We start from the raw sequence: 15,248 nt of genomic DNA, 5'->3' as shown, positions 1-15,248 counted from the left end.
GGTCGAGGGCTTATCCAAATAAATATAGAACGCAAATTCGATTCGGATTCAGTTTTCAGGGAGTCAAACACCTGAACCACAAGCTGCATGTCTTTTCTGTAGACGGTTATTTTCCTGAAGGGATTCGGGGAGAGAAGCGAGCGGAAAAAACCTGTTTGGTGGCGATAGCGGAGGGGTTCCACACGTACCCATCCCGAACACGACCGTTAAGCCCTCCAGCGCCGATGGTACTTGGACCGAAGGGTCCTGGGAGAGTAGGACGTCGCCAAGCACATGAAACCACTGTTGATTATATAACAGTGGTTTTTTTGTTATAGGAGCTGATAACTTTCAGGAGGTACGGCCATGATTATCTGGATAAATGGAGCCTTTGGTTCGGGAAAGACCCAAACGGCCTTTGAGTTAAATCGCAGGATTCCCGAATCCTTTGTGTTTGACCCGGAAAATGCCGGTTACTACATACAAAAGAATATCCCTCCCGTGTTAAAGAAAAATGATTTTCAGAATTATTCTCAATGGCGTGAATTTAATTATTCCATGTTACATTACATCGCCTCAGAATATGATGGCGTTCTTATTGTTCCCATGACCGTAGTAGATCCTGATTACTTCATAGAAATTGCAGGACGGCTGAGACGTGATGGGATCCTTCTTCATCATTACACCTTGTGTGCTTCCCGGAAGCGTCTGTTGTCCAGGCTAAGGAGCCGTGGAGAAGGCAAACACTCGTGGGCTGCCCAGCAGATCGACAGATGTATACTAGGCCACCAGCATCCCGTATTTGCAGAGTATCTGAATACAGATAATTTGAGTATTGAACAAGTGGCAGAGACCATAGCATCCAGGCTTGAAATTCCTCTACTGCCCGCTGCTCAAGGCATGGTAAGAAGATTTATTCAGCGACTAAAGGTGAAGTATAAACATATTCGTCTGCTGGGCAGATAGATGTACCATAACTTTTTCTTGAAAACTATTGCTATATTCTTATTCGTTTGATATAATATTTTTTGTTGTCGAAAGAAAGATAACACTATGGCCCGTTGGTCAAGGGGTTAAGACACCTCCCTTTCACGGAGGTAACATGGGTTCGAATCCCATACGGGTCATTCTTTTTTACTTAATTATTTTGGACATCTTGCTTTCGGTGATCAAATGTGATATGATCATTAAGTTGCTTCTTTATGGAGGCTTAGCTCAGCTGGGAGAGCATCTGCCTTACAAGCAGAGGGTCGGGGGTTCGATCCCCTCAGCCTCCACCATGAAGCTACAATTGAATATTCTTTAATGACGCGGGGTGGAGCAGCCCGGTAGCTCGTCGGGCTCATAACCCGAAGGCCGCAGGTTCAAATCCTGCCCCCGCAACCAATTTACACTTAAGCAATTATTTCATGGAACCGTGGTGTAGTTGGCCTAACATGCCTGCCTGTCACGCAGGAGATCGCGGGTTCGAATCCCGTCGGTTCCGCCATTTAGTAATTATGAGCCATTAGCTCAGTTGGTAGAGCACCTGACTTTTAATCAGGGTGTCGAAGGTTCGAGTCCTTCATGGCTCACTCTTATGTGAGTCCATTGATTATACATACCGTGTGCGGACGTGGCTCAGCGGTAGAGCATCGCCTTGCCAAGGCGAGGGTCGCGGGTTCGATTCCCGTCGTCCGCTCCATTATATTTGCGCCCTTAGCTCAGCTGGATAGAGCGTTTGACTACGAATCAAAAGGTCGGGAGTTCGAATCTCTCAGGGCGCGCCATTATACTTACAGATTTATAATTTGCCGGTGTGGCGGAATGGCAGACGCGCTCGACTCAAAATCGAGTGGGAAACCGTGGAGGTTCGAGTCCTCTCACCGGTATACCTGAATTAGACTTGTAAGATTGCTTCCCGCAATTTTATGAGTCTTTTTATATTTTCAGGCAGTTGCTCATGGCTTTGGCTGAAGAAGGTTGACACTGTATTCCAAATGAGGGGATATGCTGGCCGTAGTCGAGAAATTGAGTAATATATCCCCCGCCTTAATTCGTTGTCCCATCTTGTCCATATAAATATTCTCCAGGTATTCCGTGCAGTAGCTCGACTTGCTTTGTATACAATCTTGATTTTGCTGCTCTTTCAGCCGTAATAGCAGTTCTTCAAAAGCAACTGCCAGCGCAGTTCGGTGGCTTATTTTGTTTTTGGTGCGATCTTTTCTACGGTAATGAGAGTTTCCCATCAAGAGATCCATTCGCATTGTAGAAGTCAGGACTCCGCTCCTCCTTAATCACCATATACTCCTCCCGCATAGTGATCGATTCGCTGAGAAAATCAAAATAGATGCCTGATATGAATTGCTGAGGGAGACTCTGCTGACGGGCTGGTTCGGCCAGGTGACTAAGGGATATTTTACTATGGATCCGGTGCCCCAAGGATTGGTTTCTTGGTGAGAAGCTCAGCGTAGGCCGATTGTAGTCTGCATAGTTTATATTTTCGTAAGATAGGCTCCCGCAGGCTACTAAAAAGGATGCAAAAGCGTATCTATTTTGTGCTTGCCGACTTTGGACAGGATCGTCCATTTTTGCAGTTTGCATGGTTAGACTTTCCCTTACAGATCTGGCCTGAATGCATGTTCATCTGCTGGAGCAAGAGCGATAATGCTCTTTCAACAAAACCAAGAATTTTACCCTGTAAAATAATCCTTATTTCCGGTTTTCACCAGTACCGCCATGAGGTAATCTCAACTTACTGAGAAAACCCTTTCGTCGAAACGATGCAAGCGGATGTTACCTTGGAAACTCCCGAAGTTGGCATTGAGCTCGTTCATATTCGGCTGAGCACGGAACAGCCCGCGGCACCGCCGGTTATCCGGTTGGCATGGGAGCAGCCGATAACCGATATCCACGGGGTATGGCATCCAAACGGCTGCCGGAACCGGGGGATGGTTCCAGACTGGGGAGCAGGCTATGCCAGCAAGCTGACTGTCTCCTCGCCGGTTGTCTGTCTGTTTAGCGGCGCCGGCCGCAACCGGATGACCTTCGCGTTCTCGGATACGTTGAACCCGGTAGTATGCCATGCGGGTGTTCACGAGGAAACGGCGGTATTTCACTGCTCGGTTACCTTATTTGAGGAACCGGTGGCTCCGCTTACCAGCTATGAAGCGACACTGCGGGTGGACTGCCGTGATTTGGCTTATTATGATAGCTTGAACCACGTGCAGATGTGGTGGAGCGGACTGCCGGGTTTGACGCCTTCACCCGTTCCGCGCCTCCCGTGAACCGATGTATTCAACCTGGTACAGCTTTCATCAAAAGCTGGCTTCCGCATCGGTAGAGGAGATGTGCCGCCTAGCGAAGGAAATTGGCTGCGAGTCGGTCATCATGGATGACGGCTGGCAAACCTCGGACAATACGCGGGGTTATGCATACTGTGGCGACTGGGAAGTATGCGCGACTGGGACCTGGATGGCTTCAAGCTGGACTTTGTGGACAGCTTCAATCTCCCCAAGGAAGCGAATCAAGAATATGGGAATGGGCGGGACTATATATCGGTGCCGGATGCGGTTGACCGGCTAATGACCGATATTCTTATGCGGCTTCGCAGGATCAATCCGGATGTGATGATTGAATTTCGCCAGGCCTATGTAGGCCCGTATATGCGCAAATACGGCAATATGTTCCGGGCTGCGGATTGTCCGAACGATTCCGTCGAGAACCGGGTGCACACTATCGATATCCGTCTCCTTTGCGGCAATACGGCAGCCCATGCGGACCCTATCATGTGGAATCCCGAGGACCCGGTGGAGTCCGCGGCGCTTCAATTGATCAGCGTGCTGTTTGCGGTTCCACAAATTTCTGTGCTGCTTGACCGTCTTCCGGTCAAAGACCGGGAGATGACCGCCTTTTGGCTGGCCTTCTGGAAGGAGCACCGGACTGTTTTGCTGGATGGGCATCTGGAGCCTCATCATCCGGAGCTTTTGTACCCGCTTGTTACGGCAAGCAATGAGGAGACGCTGATCGCCGCCGCCTATGAACGAACAGTCGTTACGCTAAACCGGGAGCTGCCGGAAACGGTCATCCTGGTGAACGGCACCCGCACCGCCGGAATGGTTGTAGAATTGGATAGAAGCTCCGGGCAGAGGGCCGTTGAAGTGATGGACTGCACAGGTCAGGTTGTGGAACAATTCACGCAGCATATGGAAGCTGGGATTCATCTTATTTCTGTTCCGCCGGCAGGTGTTGTCAGCCTGATAAGTGGAGAATGAGACTTTTCCCCTGTATTATCGTTCTTCTCTCCGGTTTTCCTATCTGTTGATTTCCGTTAAGTTACTATTGTAAGCACTTTCTTTTACGGATGCAGATCAACAATCTGCTTTATCCCATAGAGGTGTTTATGGATCACATCTATCAAGGGCTTTATTCATGTAAAACCGGCAATCCGCCGCTGTGTCGTCTCTTGTGGATTATCGGAAATTCCTTGTTGCTTAAGAATCAAATGCTCACAGTATGGGGCCTTAAAGGGGGAAACACAGGAGTAAGAATGCCAAGATGTCGCTGGTTGCCATCTGGTCGATCCCAAACACAGCAGGATAAAAACGGGGATTTCCGCATTATCCAAAGCTAGCTGTTTGCTTCCGGCCTGAAGGGCTGGCTCTTGTTACTTGAAGGCGCTTCCGCTCCATCAAACCCAGCGCTGGATATTTCTATTAACAAAAACATCAAATTACAGAGGCTTCCAACTTCCTGAATTCCCCGACAAAGATTGCTAAGCTTGTGGAGCTGAACATGCTGCGTGACTCCGTCATTGCCCAAATCATTATGGGCGGCGACATCAGGAAGTTAATGAATTTGCATGAAAATGGAAATCGCAAAGCGACACACAAATTCTGACTGAGCTTGAGGCAACCATCAAGCCGAAGTCAGGCAAGTAATGAGGGGAGAATCCATTTATGAGTCATTCGTTCAAACGTTTATCCGTGATCCTGCTTGCCGTTCTTCTGCTTCCATGGTTTCCGGTTCATGCCGGAGCTGCACAGCCGTCCCCGTTGTTTGAGGATGGCTTTGCAGGAGGATTGGACAACTGGGATTTATTCGGAAGCAATGCATGGTCAATAGACGGGGCAGGAACAGAAGCTCAGCTTAAGGGCACTACATCCTTGACCTCTCCCCAGCGTGCAGTGGTCAAAGCATCCAAACTGCCTTACAGCTCCACCGATTACAACGTGGAATTTACCGCGCAGGGAGACCGGTTTCGAGTTATCTTCCGGTATTCCTCCGGAACCGCCTATTATTTTCTGGAATTCAAAAGCACCAAGTCGGTTGAAATGTGGAAATACCCCAATTCCTCCGCAACCAAGCAGGTCGGGACACCGGTTGATATCGGGGCGGCCATTCCCGGCTTCAGCCTGTCGAGTTGGCATAAATACCGGCTGGAGGCTAAAGGAAGCACGTTCGGGCTTTATGTGGACGGAACACTGGTTACGACTTTCACGGACTCCACACTTTCTGCAGGGGGCGTCGGTTTTTCCTTGAAAAGCCTGAACGGCAGCACGACCGCAAATCTGAAGGTGGAGCAAGTGCTGGTTTCGCCTATAGGGGCCCAGGCTGCATTCTCCATCGTTCATACATCGGTTGCAGAGATTCCCTACAATTCGGATATTCCGGTATCCTTTCTCATTGAGGGTGCGGATTCTACGCTTAATGCCTCGATTCATTATGCATACGGGGATGCAGCGCCGGATCAGATCATTCAGGCGGCAGGAAGCGGCACAGGTCCCTATTTGGGGACCATTGCCGGGACGAACCAGACCAGCAAAATCCGCTATTATTTGACCGCCCAGGACGAGGAAGGCAGGATAGTGCGTTACCCGGAGTTGGGGGAAATCTCGGTTCCTGTCGGGGAAATCGTGCCCTACATCAATGATTTTGAAAGGGAAACGCTGAATGTTGTCCCCGTGGGCTGGAAGGTAGGCGGAAATACGAAGGTTATTCAGCTGCCGGACGGCAACAAGGTGTTCAATCTGAATGGATCGGGAAGCGCCAAGCTGAATCTTCCGATGTACCTGAATGCGGACAATTTTACCGTGAAATTCAAGGTGAGATATGAACGCACGAGCGAAGCGGCGCAGAATACCTGGCGCTTTCGTTACCGGTCGGTAGACGGTGCCAATAACAATGCCGTAGAATGGGCGACACACAACTCCAAATATTTCCTGATGCGAAAAACAACGCTTGGCGGCAACTATTATATAGCCAACTATGTCAAGTCGCTGCTTGATGAGTGGCACGATTACGAGCTTCGGGTAAGCGGAATTACGCACACGCTGTTCATTGACGGAGTGGAAATTGCAAGCGGAGACGATTCCGATCCGCTGGCGTTGAAGAAAGGGTACTTTCAGTGGAACGTAGTCGGCGGCATTAACCTGATGATTGACGACTTGGTAATCGAGCCGATTCAGGCACCGCCTGTTATTGATCTTCAGCCGTCTGGAAATTATGCCGGTATCTATTCGCTGGAGGAATCACCTGGATTCAAGCTGGCACTGGAAGCTGGAGCGGAAGCCCATGATTTTCAGATCGATTATACTGTGCGCCGAGCAGATCGGGACCAGGCGGTCGTTGCTTCCGGCACAAAGACGTACCAAATGGAGAAATATGCGAAGAATACCGATACCGTACTGTTTGTCCCAAGGCTGAATACGATTGGAACCTATGAGGTAGCGGCCGATTTTAGGATTGATGGCGTCGCTCAGCCTGCCAAGTCCAAGAAGATGCGTCTGGCCGTTATCAATGTGGCAGCTCCCGTCAGTCAGCCCGATCTGGACAATGAGAGCAAATTCGGTCTGAATACGCACTATGCCCTCAACTGGAACGATGATATTATCGACGGAGCCCGCAAGATGGGGGCGCGCCATCACCGCTCGTTCATCACCTGGGACAGCGTGGACAAGAATGTGAAGGATGCCTCAGGCAATACGGTCTACGATTACAGCGGAACTGATCCTCTGCTGAACAAGCTGTATTCTTACGGCTTCAACCAGATTACAGCATTAGGTATAGACAAGAATGCATTTTACCAGGAAGGCACCATCAATACGACCTCAGGTCTGAAGGCTATGGGCGACTTTGTAGCCAATACCGTCAGCAGGTACAAGAACCAGATCCGGCAGTGGGAAATGCCGAATGAGCCTGAGATTTTCTCCAAGCCTTATGTGCCCAGCGAGTTCGTGCAACTGCAGAAGGTAGCTTATCTGAACATGAAGAAAGCGGACCAAAACGCCATGCTGCTGGCCGGTGATCATACCTCCAGTGTGCTCAGTGTTCTTCCGAAGGAGCTGGAGCTTGGTTCCTTTGACTATGCGGACGCTTATTCCTACCATCCGTATGTGTACAATGCTATGCCGGACGGCAATTTGCAGAACATTATGAATGGTGTGAAGGATCTTGTAAACGCATACGGCGGCTGGAAGGACTATTATTTGACGGAGGGAGGCTGGCCTACCGCCACGGCGGGTTACCCTTCCGTGTCGGAGGAAACACAGCGGGACTACATCGTCCGCGCATTTCTGAATTACATGATTACCGATCAGATAAAGGCTTACGAATATTACAATTACAAAAACGATGGTACGGATGATCGGTATTACGACATATTCTGGGGGCTAACGGATAATGACGGCCGGCCGAAGCTGGCTTACACCGCTGCCAATCAACTGATGACCACTCTGGATAAATCCCGGTATATCGGAACCTGGGATACCGGGAATCCGGACATTGCCGTTCACGTGTTCCTGAACGATGGCGTACCGGTTGTCACAGCTTGGAAAAAGGTCGACCACAAGGATAATCCGGCTGTCAAACCTCCTGTCAGCACAATCACGCTACCATTTAGATCAGAGGGTGTAAGCATCAAGGATATCAACGGTACGGCTGTTCCTGTAACACCGGCAGGCGGCGGAGACCTGCAGCTTGCTGTATCCGGATCGCCCGTTTACATCACGGGTGCATCATCCGAATTTGTGTATCAGTCAGCGGTGAAGCTTTTGCAAGGCAAGCGGCAGGAAGCATCCACCAAGCTGGGTAAGGTGCAAACGGCGGGCAATGCTGCCCTTATCCAGGCTGATCTGACGGAGCTTTCCCGCATAGAATCACAGCTGGAGACAGCGTTGACAGGCGATAGCCAGGCAGCAGACGTGGAGCAGGGAATCAAGGATATTTATGCGCTGATGGCGCAGATGGCCGGACAAATCAAGAGCGGCTCTCTGGAGCAGACACCTGCTTATGTGGCGCTGGAGACTCTGTACAATATGGCAGAGAGCGCATCTGTGGCATTGACCTTTGCACTTGACGGCACAGGCGCGAACAGCCTGGATTATGCCGATTCCGTACAAGCCGTGACAGCAGCGTTCAACGCCAAGAAAGGCGATTACAGCGTGATGCCTGTCGCCACATCTGCGGTGCTGCGCTTGAACAGGTACGGCAGGCTGGCGGCTGCCGCCTACACACGGGGAAGCTATGCGGACAGCTACGCCTATAATCTGCTGGCACGGGAGTTTGCTTCTGCGGCTGCCGAAATCTCGGATTCCGAGCCTGCCAAATTCATCGGAGTGCTGGCCAATGCGGTGCCCACTCAGGCAAACGGAGAAGCGGGTTACGCTAATGGAATTACACTCTCCCTTGTAAACAATACCGATGTTCCCCAGCAGGTGTCGGTGAAGCTGCATGTGCCTGAAGGGTGGGAGTCATCGCAAAACGTGCAGTTGCCGGAGGCAGTGATCATACCCGCCGGGAGCTCACTTGATCTGCCGTATTCGATTCTTGTACCGGAAAATACGCTGAAGGGCCGCTACGATATCGCGTTTGAGATTTTGTACAATGGCGCGGCATTCGATACGAAGACGGTGCAGCTGACAGTGGAGGACGGACTTGATGTGAAGCTGATCCCCGTCAAGAAGACCATTGAGGAACTGGATGTGCTGTCCGTGCAATTGACGGGAACCTCGTCATTTTCCAAGACGGGCAAGGTCAGCGTTAAGGGTCCCGATGGAGTCCTTCTTGAGCCGTTAACCACAGACACCTTCAGCGGATTGCAAAAAGGCGGCAGTATCCGCCTGGACTTCCGGTGGACTTACCATGACCCGCTGCCATTTAATGAGTATACCATTGATATGCAGATTGTAGAGACGGATAAGAACAAGCTCATTTACCATGATCCCTTCCTGCCCCTTGAGTTCAACCTGGTCCAGCAGGCGCATGGTCTGACAATTGACGGAGACCTGAGTGATTGGGAAGATGCTTTTCCATTCCATCTCCGCAGCAAGTCCCAGCATGCAAGCGGCTATCGCGATCCCGGCAATCTGGAGGCGGTAGCATACGCCAAATGGAATGCCGAAGGGATGTATGTCGCCGTTTCGGTTAAGGATGACATCCACAAGCAGTCGGAGAATCCGGCGAACATGTGGAAGAACGACTCTGTGCAGGTCAGTCTGGATCCTCTGAACAACAGGGAGTCCCCTTATGGGCCGGATGATACGGAATGGGGCTTTGCACTGGCTAACGATGGTAGGCGGCACGTCAATATATTCAATTCGACGCTTCCCAATCCGAATGGGGATGTGAGCGGTCTAACGCCGTTTGAGGCAGTCCGGGATGAGGCTGCGCACCGGACGATTTATGAGTTCCAGCTCCCTGCCTCCTATATCAAAGATCTGAAGCCGGAGCTTGAAGGCAAAATTGGATTAAACATCGCTGTTAACGATGCGGATCTTCAGAACGGGCGGGATGATTTTGTTCAATGGACCCAAGGGACGGCTGATTCGAAGAACACATCGCTGTATCATTCCTTTATTTTCATAGACTACTCGCCTGCTGAGCCGCCTGCTGATTCGGAATCTCCCACATGGCCAGAGAATGCGGCAGTGACAGCATCGAATGTGACAACGGACAGTGTCGCGCTCAGCTGGACGGAAGCCCAGGATAACACAGCTGTGACGGGATACCGGATCGTCTGGGGCGACACTGAATCACTGAGCACGTACGGCAGTGTTACGAGTGCTGTCTACGGTACAGTCACAGACAGCGTTTATACCGCAGCAACAGCAGCCATTATTACAGGTCTAACTGCGGATACACCATATACATTCCTCGTATACGCCCGTGATGCTGCAGGAAACTGGAGTGTGAAAGGTTTGGAGGTGGGGATGAGAACAGCGTCTATGCCTCCTGCAGCGGATGTGAATGCGCCGGTGTGGAGCGATGCGAGCTTAAGTGTATCGGACAAAAGAACGACAGCCCTTACCTTGAACTGGCTCGCTGCGGTAGACGATACGGGAGTAACGCAGTACAGAATTCTCCTCGACGGCAGGGAACTGGCGGAAGTCACCGGCTCGGTTTATGAATATGAAGCCGCCGGTTTGACGCCGGATACCTCTTATACGTTCAAGGTGGAAGCGGGTGATGCTTCAGGCAATTGGAGCATTGACGGTCCGGCGGTTACGGTGAGAACGAATGCCGAATCCGGCGCCAGCCAAGGGACCACGGTCACGGTTGTCCAACCGGAGCCTCAGCCAGAGAAGGTCGTCAATGGTGTTAGAGTGCACGGCAAGGAGAGCGTTGAGGAACGTGCAGACGGAACAGGCCTTCTTAAGCTTGCTGTCAGCAGCAAAGCTTTGGATCAGGCGGTAGAAATGATTAAAGGCCAAGTAAAGCCTGTCATAATAATCCAGGCAGACTCTGCTTCAAGTGAATTGAAGGCGGAACTGCCGGCCGGCTCATTAATCACTGCGGCCCGGACTGCTCCGGATGCGGTCATCTTGGTTAAGACGCTTTCTTCCAGCTACAGTCTTCCGCTCAGTATTCTTCCTCTCGAAGCTCTGGCGGAATCCCTGGGTGCTCAGGTCCAGGACATGAAAATCGTGATTACCATTGAAAATGCCAACGCCAAAGAGCAGCGCAAGCTTGCGGACAAAGCACTGGAGTCCGGGATCCGGCTGCTGGGGATGCCGGTCGGGTTCAGCGTATGGGCTGAAGCAAATGGGAGAACACAGGAAATCCACGACTTTGGAAGTACGTATGTCTCCCGTACGATTCAGATCGAACAATCGGTGGATGCGAAGCATGCCACAGCCCTTCTATATAACACGGCGACCAGTGAGCTATCCTTTGTGCCGGCAACGTTCAAAGCGGAGGATGACAGTACCGAAGTCACCATCATGCGCAATGGCAACAGCATCTACACGGTCGCCGAATCGGATAAAACATTCGCAGACCTGTCTCGGCATTGGGCCAGGGAGGATATCGAGCTGATGGCCTCCAAGCTCATTGTTAAGGGAGAAGAAGAGAATTCATTCGCTCCAGAGCGAAGTATCACCCGCGCGGAATATGCCGCTTTGCTGGTAAGAGCGTTTAGTCTGACGGAAATTAGTGATTATGTTAATTTCAGGGATATATCCGCCGGGGAGTGGTATGCGGGTGCTGTTGGCGCTGCGGTGAAGGCCGGGCTTGCGGAAGGCTTTGAAGACGGAACCTTCAAGCCGGATGAAAGCATTACCCGTGAGCAAATAGCGGTTATGATGGTCAGGGCCATGGCTGCAGCAGGAGTAAAGCCCGATAACGGCAACACCCAGGATTCGCTTCTTACGAAATTTGCCGACATGGACTCCATTTCAAGCTGGTCGAGATCTTCTGTATCCTTACTAGCCGATGAGAGTATCATTCAGGGCATGACGGAGTCAGCGTTCGAGCCGGCAGCTCATGCAAGCCGGGCCCAAGCAGTTGTTATATTGAAGCGGATGCTGCTGCATATCGGCTTTATAAACGAATAATCAAGCGAGGGACCTCTATAAATATGGGGGTCCTTTGTCTTTTGGTGCGCGAACAGAAGCGTTCACGGGATCAATGGAATGAAGGTAGATGAATATCTACCCTATCCCAAAGTAAACGAAGAAGCCCTCTGGCTATCCATTCTGGACGGAACGGACCGCCCAAATATCGAGAGGCAACGGAATGGGAACCGAAGACCGAGCATAGAAACTTAGGCGCTACATCATGGTATGGGTCAACTACTTAAAGATAGCGGATATGAAAAACTGCTCCAGTCTGCGTATGAATGGACAAAAAAGCCGGGCTCTCATGATCTACTGGAAACAATGGAAACGAGTGAGAACACGGTTCAAGATGCTACAATCACTCGGAGGTCGGCTGCTCAATTAATGGCGTAGCCTCCTGCCCGATAGAGGGATGGCCGTTCCGGGCGCTTACGCCCGGTTCTGACTGCCGAACAATACTAACTTGCTCTTAACCACTTCTGTCAGGGCTGCCTCCGTTGCGGTCATAACCTCCGTGTAATTGATAGTACCGCTGTTGGTCACGGCCTTGATCCGGTTCATCATGCTGATAAACATGTCCGTACAAATGTTGATTTTCCCAACGCCATGAAGTACAATCGGCATTTACACTTTATTATAGATGTCTTGCAGCCTCTTGATATCCAGACGTGGTTCGGACCGGTAGACACCGTGAACGGTGCCGATCGCTACCGCAAGCGCGTCACAGCTGGTACGGCTGACAAAATCGCCGGCCTGCTCCACATCCGTAAAAAAGGCTTCAGCCTGCTGCTGCTCCGTGCCTGCTTCACCCCCGCCCAGATGACCGAGCTCCGCTTCCACGGAGGCTCCGGTTGCCCGGGCCCACTGGACAACCTGGCGGGTGTAATCGACATTTGGGCGCAATTTGAAAACCTACCGCCAGGCTTATGTGAAGCCGACCTGGGGGCTTGCGACCGAGGTGATCTACAACCGGGTGGACAACTGGATTGAGGACATTCCCGTCGCTCTGCGCTGGCAGTCCGCTGCGCCGGATTCGTTGTTCAGAATCAACGCCGATCAGGGCGACAACCCAATCGGCAATTATGACCAGCCGGAGAACCACCGGATTATGCAGGACGGCAAAGCTGCGGTCGGCGTGTATAAATCCTTAAGCGCGCCAAATGCAACCGATAATTATCTCAATGCGATGTTCCCGGACACAGGCTCGATTTTGAATCGAACGGAGCAAGCCGGCTGGGTCTTCAGCGACACGGGAGAGATGTACTTCGCCTTTAAGATGATCAAGCCGTATGCCTGGTACCATCAAACGCCTACCGATCCGGCCAACAAGGTAAAAACGACGACCCAGTTGCATCCCACCAAGCAATTGTATTACAGCTATAATATTCTCCGCAGCCAGGCCGATAAGAACGGTTGGGTGCTGGAAGCAGCGGACGCCGCGGAGTACGCCGATTTCGCCAGCTTCCGGAATGCTGTTCTGGCCAATGCAACGGTAGACAGCTCCCATACCTGGAGCTCGGATCACCCTTCAGTTGCAGCCGTCAGCACGGACGGCAAAGTGACGGCGGCAGTACCGGGAACAGCGACGATAACGGCAACAACGGAGGACGGCTCCTATACGGCAAGCTGTCTTGTAACCGTAATCCTTGAACCGCTGTTTGAGGACAGCTTTGCCGGAGGGCTTGCGAGCTGGGATTTCTTCGGCAGCACGGCCTGGAGCATTCAGGGCAGCGGAACGGAAGCTTTACTGACCGGCTCGACAACGCTGACCGGGCCGCAGCGCGCCGTGGTCAAGGCGGCCGCGCTTCCTTACCGTTCGCAGGATTACAGCCTGAGCTTCACGGCAGAAGCCGACCGCTTCCGCACGATGTTCCGCTACACCTCGGGAACCAGCTTTTACTTTCTGGAATTCAAAAACACGAGCATTGTCGAGCTGCGGAAATATCCCAATGCCTCCACCCCCGTGCAGGTGGGGATTGCCGTAGATATTGCGGCTGTCCTTCCAGGCTTCAATCTGGAGGCTCGGCACCCTTATAAAGTGGAGGTGCTGGGGAGCGAATATAAGCTATACATTGATGATGTGCTGGTTGCTGCCTTCACGGACGCTGACCTGACGGCAGGCGGAATCGGGTTCGCCCTGAAAAGTGCCGGTCCGGCGGTTCATTTGCTGGTGGATCAAGTGGTGGTCATGCCAAGGATAGCCACGCCATAGAACTGATGGCCAACCTTCATCGGACCTTGTAGCCGATTCCGGGCAGACTTTGAGTGGACAGTTTCCCAAGTGCCAGAGGATGCCTTCCGGAAGGAAGGCATCCTCTGTTTCATCGGCTGCTGCCCCATGATTTGCTTGTCCGGGGAGGAAAACGCGACTTTTCCCGGGTATTATTGTCCTTCGCTCCGGTTACCTGGCCCGGTCATTTCAGATAATATAGTACATGTAAGCACTTACATGTTTTGAATAGACAGAGAGAAGAAGACAGGAGGAGAGTTGGATGGGGATGGAAACTGCCAGGATAGCCGAGAGAGTAGAACCGCAGTTCAGGTGGAAGCTTAGAAGGATATGGAAGTACAAGCTGCTATATATCCTGCTGCTTCCCGCATTTGCCTGGGTTTTTGTTTTTGATTATCTGCCTCTCAAAGGGATCAGCATAGCCTTTATGGACTATAACGTCATTCAGGGCTTTTCCGCGAGTGATTGGGTGGGATTTAAGTATTTCCGCATGCTGTTCGAATCTGAAATGTTCCGTAATGCCTTCATGAACACGCTGCTCATCAGCTTGTACAAAATGCTCAGCGGTTTCCTCAGCCCGATTGTACTGGCGCTGGCATTGAATGAAATCCGCACAGTCTGGTTCAAGAAGACCCTGCAGACCGCGGTTTACTTGCCGAGATTCGTCTCCTGGGTGGTCTATGGTGGGATTATCTCCCTGCTGCTCTCGCCCGAGACCGGCGTGATCAATTCAATTATTGAATTTTTTGGCGGAAAGCCTGCTTACCTGCTTGCTGAACCTGCATACTTCCGGACCATTCTTGTGATCACGGATGCGCTCAAGGAGATGGGCTGGGCAGCCATTATCTATATAGCTGCCATTGCCGGGCTCAATCCGGAGGTTTACGAGGCAGCCACTATGGATGGAGCAACCCGCTTCAAGAAGATGCTGCATGTGACCCTTCCGGGCATTACGAGCACCATCATCGTTATCTTCATCCTCAGGGTGGGGACCGTCATGAGCGCCGGGCTGGACCAAGTGATCAATTTGTACAATCCCATGGTGTTTGAGGTAGGGGACATTCTCGACACCTACATTTACCGCATAGGTATCGAGCAGTTCAACCTCAGCCTCGCAGCGGCTGCTGACGTCATCAAGGGTTTGATCGGCTTCGTGCTGGTGCTCCTTACCAATCACGTCGCTGCCAAAGTCAATGATTCAGGAATTTTCTGACAAAGGGGAACAC

At 51.5% G+C, this 15,248-nt stretch carries 7 protein-coding genes, 8 tRNA genes, 1 rRNA gene and 1 pseudogene; 15 read left to right on the top strand and 2 right to left on the bottom strand.

The window, feature by feature from the left end; all coding sequences use genetic code 11:
• Positions 1-154 precede the first annotated feature (154 nt).
• From rrf to IEY53_RS22220, 10 genes are all read left to right on the top strand, one after another.
• Positions 155-271 (top strand): 5S ribosomal RNA (rrf, locus tag IEY53_RS22265).
• A gap of 74 nt (positions 272-345) precedes the next feature.
• A complete protein-coding gene (locus IEY53_RS22260; protein ID WP_189028904.1) occupies positions 346-945 on the top strand; it encodes a DEAD/DEAH box helicase family protein in 600 nt (199 codons plus the stop codon).
• 89 nt (positions 946-1,034) lie between these two features.
• Positions 1,035-1,106: transfer RNA gene (locus IEY53_RS22255), tRNA-Glu, on the top strand.
• A gap of 77 nt (positions 1,107-1,183) precedes the next feature.
• Positions 1,184-1,259: transfer RNA gene (locus tag IEY53_RS22250), tRNA-Val, on the top strand.
• Positions 1,260-1,288: 29 nt separating this feature from the next.
• A tRNA-Met gene (locus IEY53_RS22245) sits at positions 1,289-1,365 on the top strand.
• A gap of 25 nt (positions 1,366-1,390) precedes the next feature.
• Positions 1,391-1,468 (top strand) — tRNA-Asp (locus IEY53_RS22240).
• Positions 1,469-1,480: 12 nt separating this feature from the next.
• Positions 1,481-1,553: transfer RNA gene (locus tag IEY53_RS22235), tRNA-Lys, on the top strand.
• Between the two features lie 35 nt (positions 1,554-1,588).
• Positions 1,589-1,663 (top strand) — tRNA-Gly (locus tag IEY53_RS22230).
• Between the two features lie 8 nt (positions 1,664-1,671).
• A tRNA-Arg gene (locus tag IEY53_RS22225) sits at positions 1,672-1,748 on the top strand.
• 23 nt (positions 1,749-1,771) lie between these two features.
• Positions 1,772-1,850 (top strand) — tRNA-Leu (locus IEY53_RS22220).
• A gap of 69 nt (positions 1,851-1,919) precedes the next feature.
• On the opposite strand, the gene IEY53_RS22215 is transcribed toward IEY53_RS22220, so the two are convergent.
• Complete coding sequence (locus tag IEY53_RS22215; protein ID WP_189028903.1) at positions 1,920-2,219, bottom strand: hypothetical protein; 300 nt, start codon at positions 2,217-2,219, stop codon at positions 1,920-1,922.
• 522 nt (positions 2,220-2,741) lie between these two features.
• Between IEY53_RS22215 and IEY53_RS22210 the strand changes: the two genes are divergently transcribed.
• The 3 genes from IEY53_RS22210 to IEY53_RS22200 all read left to right on the top strand — a co-directional run bounded on the left by IEY53_RS22210 (position 2,742) and on the right by IEY53_RS22200 (position 11,789).
• Positions 2,742-3,245, top strand: a complete 504-nt coding sequence (locus IEY53_RS22210; protein WP_189028901.1) for a hypothetical protein — start codon at positions 2,742-2,744, stop codon at positions 3,243-3,245.
• A 168-nt stretch (positions 3,246-3,413) separates the two neighbouring features.
• The gene (locus IEY53_RS22205; RefSeq protein ID WP_189028899.1) at positions 3,414-4,232 is read left to right on the top strand and encodes an alpha-amylase family protein; all 819 of its coding nucleotides are present in this window, start codon (positions 3,414-3,416) and stop codon (positions 4,230-4,232) included.
• A 684-nt stretch (positions 4,233-4,916) separates the two neighbouring features.
• Complete coding sequence (locus IEY53_RS22200; protein WP_189028897.1) at positions 4,917-11,789, top strand: S-layer homology domain-containing protein; 6,873 nt, start codon at positions 4,917-4,919, stop codon at positions 11,787-11,789.
• Positions 11,790-12,221: 432 nt separating this feature from the next.
• Here IEY53_RS22200 and IEY53_RS35220 read toward each other — a convergent pair.
• Positions 12,222-12,695 (bottom strand): annotated as a pseudogene (locus IEY53_RS35220) (class II fructose-bisphosphate aldolase).
• Position 12,696: 1 nt separating this feature from the next.
• Here IEY53_RS35220 and IEY53_RS22185 point away from each other — a divergent pair.
• Both IEY53_RS22185 and IEY53_RS22180 read left to right on the top strand, forming a co-directional pair.
• Positions 12,697-14,004, top strand: a complete 1,308-nt coding sequence (locus IEY53_RS22185; RefSeq protein WP_229696291.1) for an Ig-like domain-containing protein — start codon at positions 12,697-12,699, stop codon at positions 14,002-14,004.
• 280 nt (positions 14,005-14,284) lie between these two features.
• Positions 14,285-15,235 (top strand): ABC transporter permease, encoded by a 951-nt coding sequence (locus tag IEY53_RS22180; protein ID WP_189028891.1) that lies wholly within the window; start codon positions 14,285-14,287, stop codon positions 15,233-15,235.
• Positions 15,236-15,248 lie beyond the last annotated feature (13 nt).

The organism is Paenibacillus albidus (genome assembly GCF_014644435.1).
Lineage (GTDB): Bacteria > Bacillota > Bacilli > Paenibacillales > Paenibacillaceae > Paenibacillus_AQ > Paenibacillus_AQ albidus.
This window is presented reverse-complemented; position numbering and strand designations above follow the sequence as displayed.

Coding starts and splice junctions, on each gene's coding strand:
- IEY53_RS22200 (WP_189028897.1), top strand. CDS start 4,917: ATGAGTCATTCGTTCAAACGTTTATCCGTGATCCTGCTTGCCGTTCTT.
- IEY53_RS22215 (WP_189028903.1), bottom strand. CDS start 2,219: ATGGATCTCTTGATGGGAAACTCTCATTACCGTAGAAAAGATCGCACC.
- IEY53_RS22210 (WP_189028901.1), top strand. CDS start 2,742: ATGCAAGCGGATGTTACCTTGGAAACTCCCGAAGTTGGCATTGAGCTC.
- IEY53_RS22260 (WP_189028904.1), top strand. CDS start 346: ATGATTATCTGGATAAATGGAGCCTTTGGTTCGGGAAAGACCCAAACG.
- IEY53_RS22205 (WP_189028899.1), top strand. CDS start 3,414: ATGCGCGACTGGGACCTGGATGGCTTCAAGCTGGACTTTGTGGACAGC.
- IEY53_RS22180 (WP_189028891.1), top strand. CDS start 14,285: ATGGGGATGGAAACTGCCAGGATAGCCGAGAGAGTAGAACCGCAGTTC.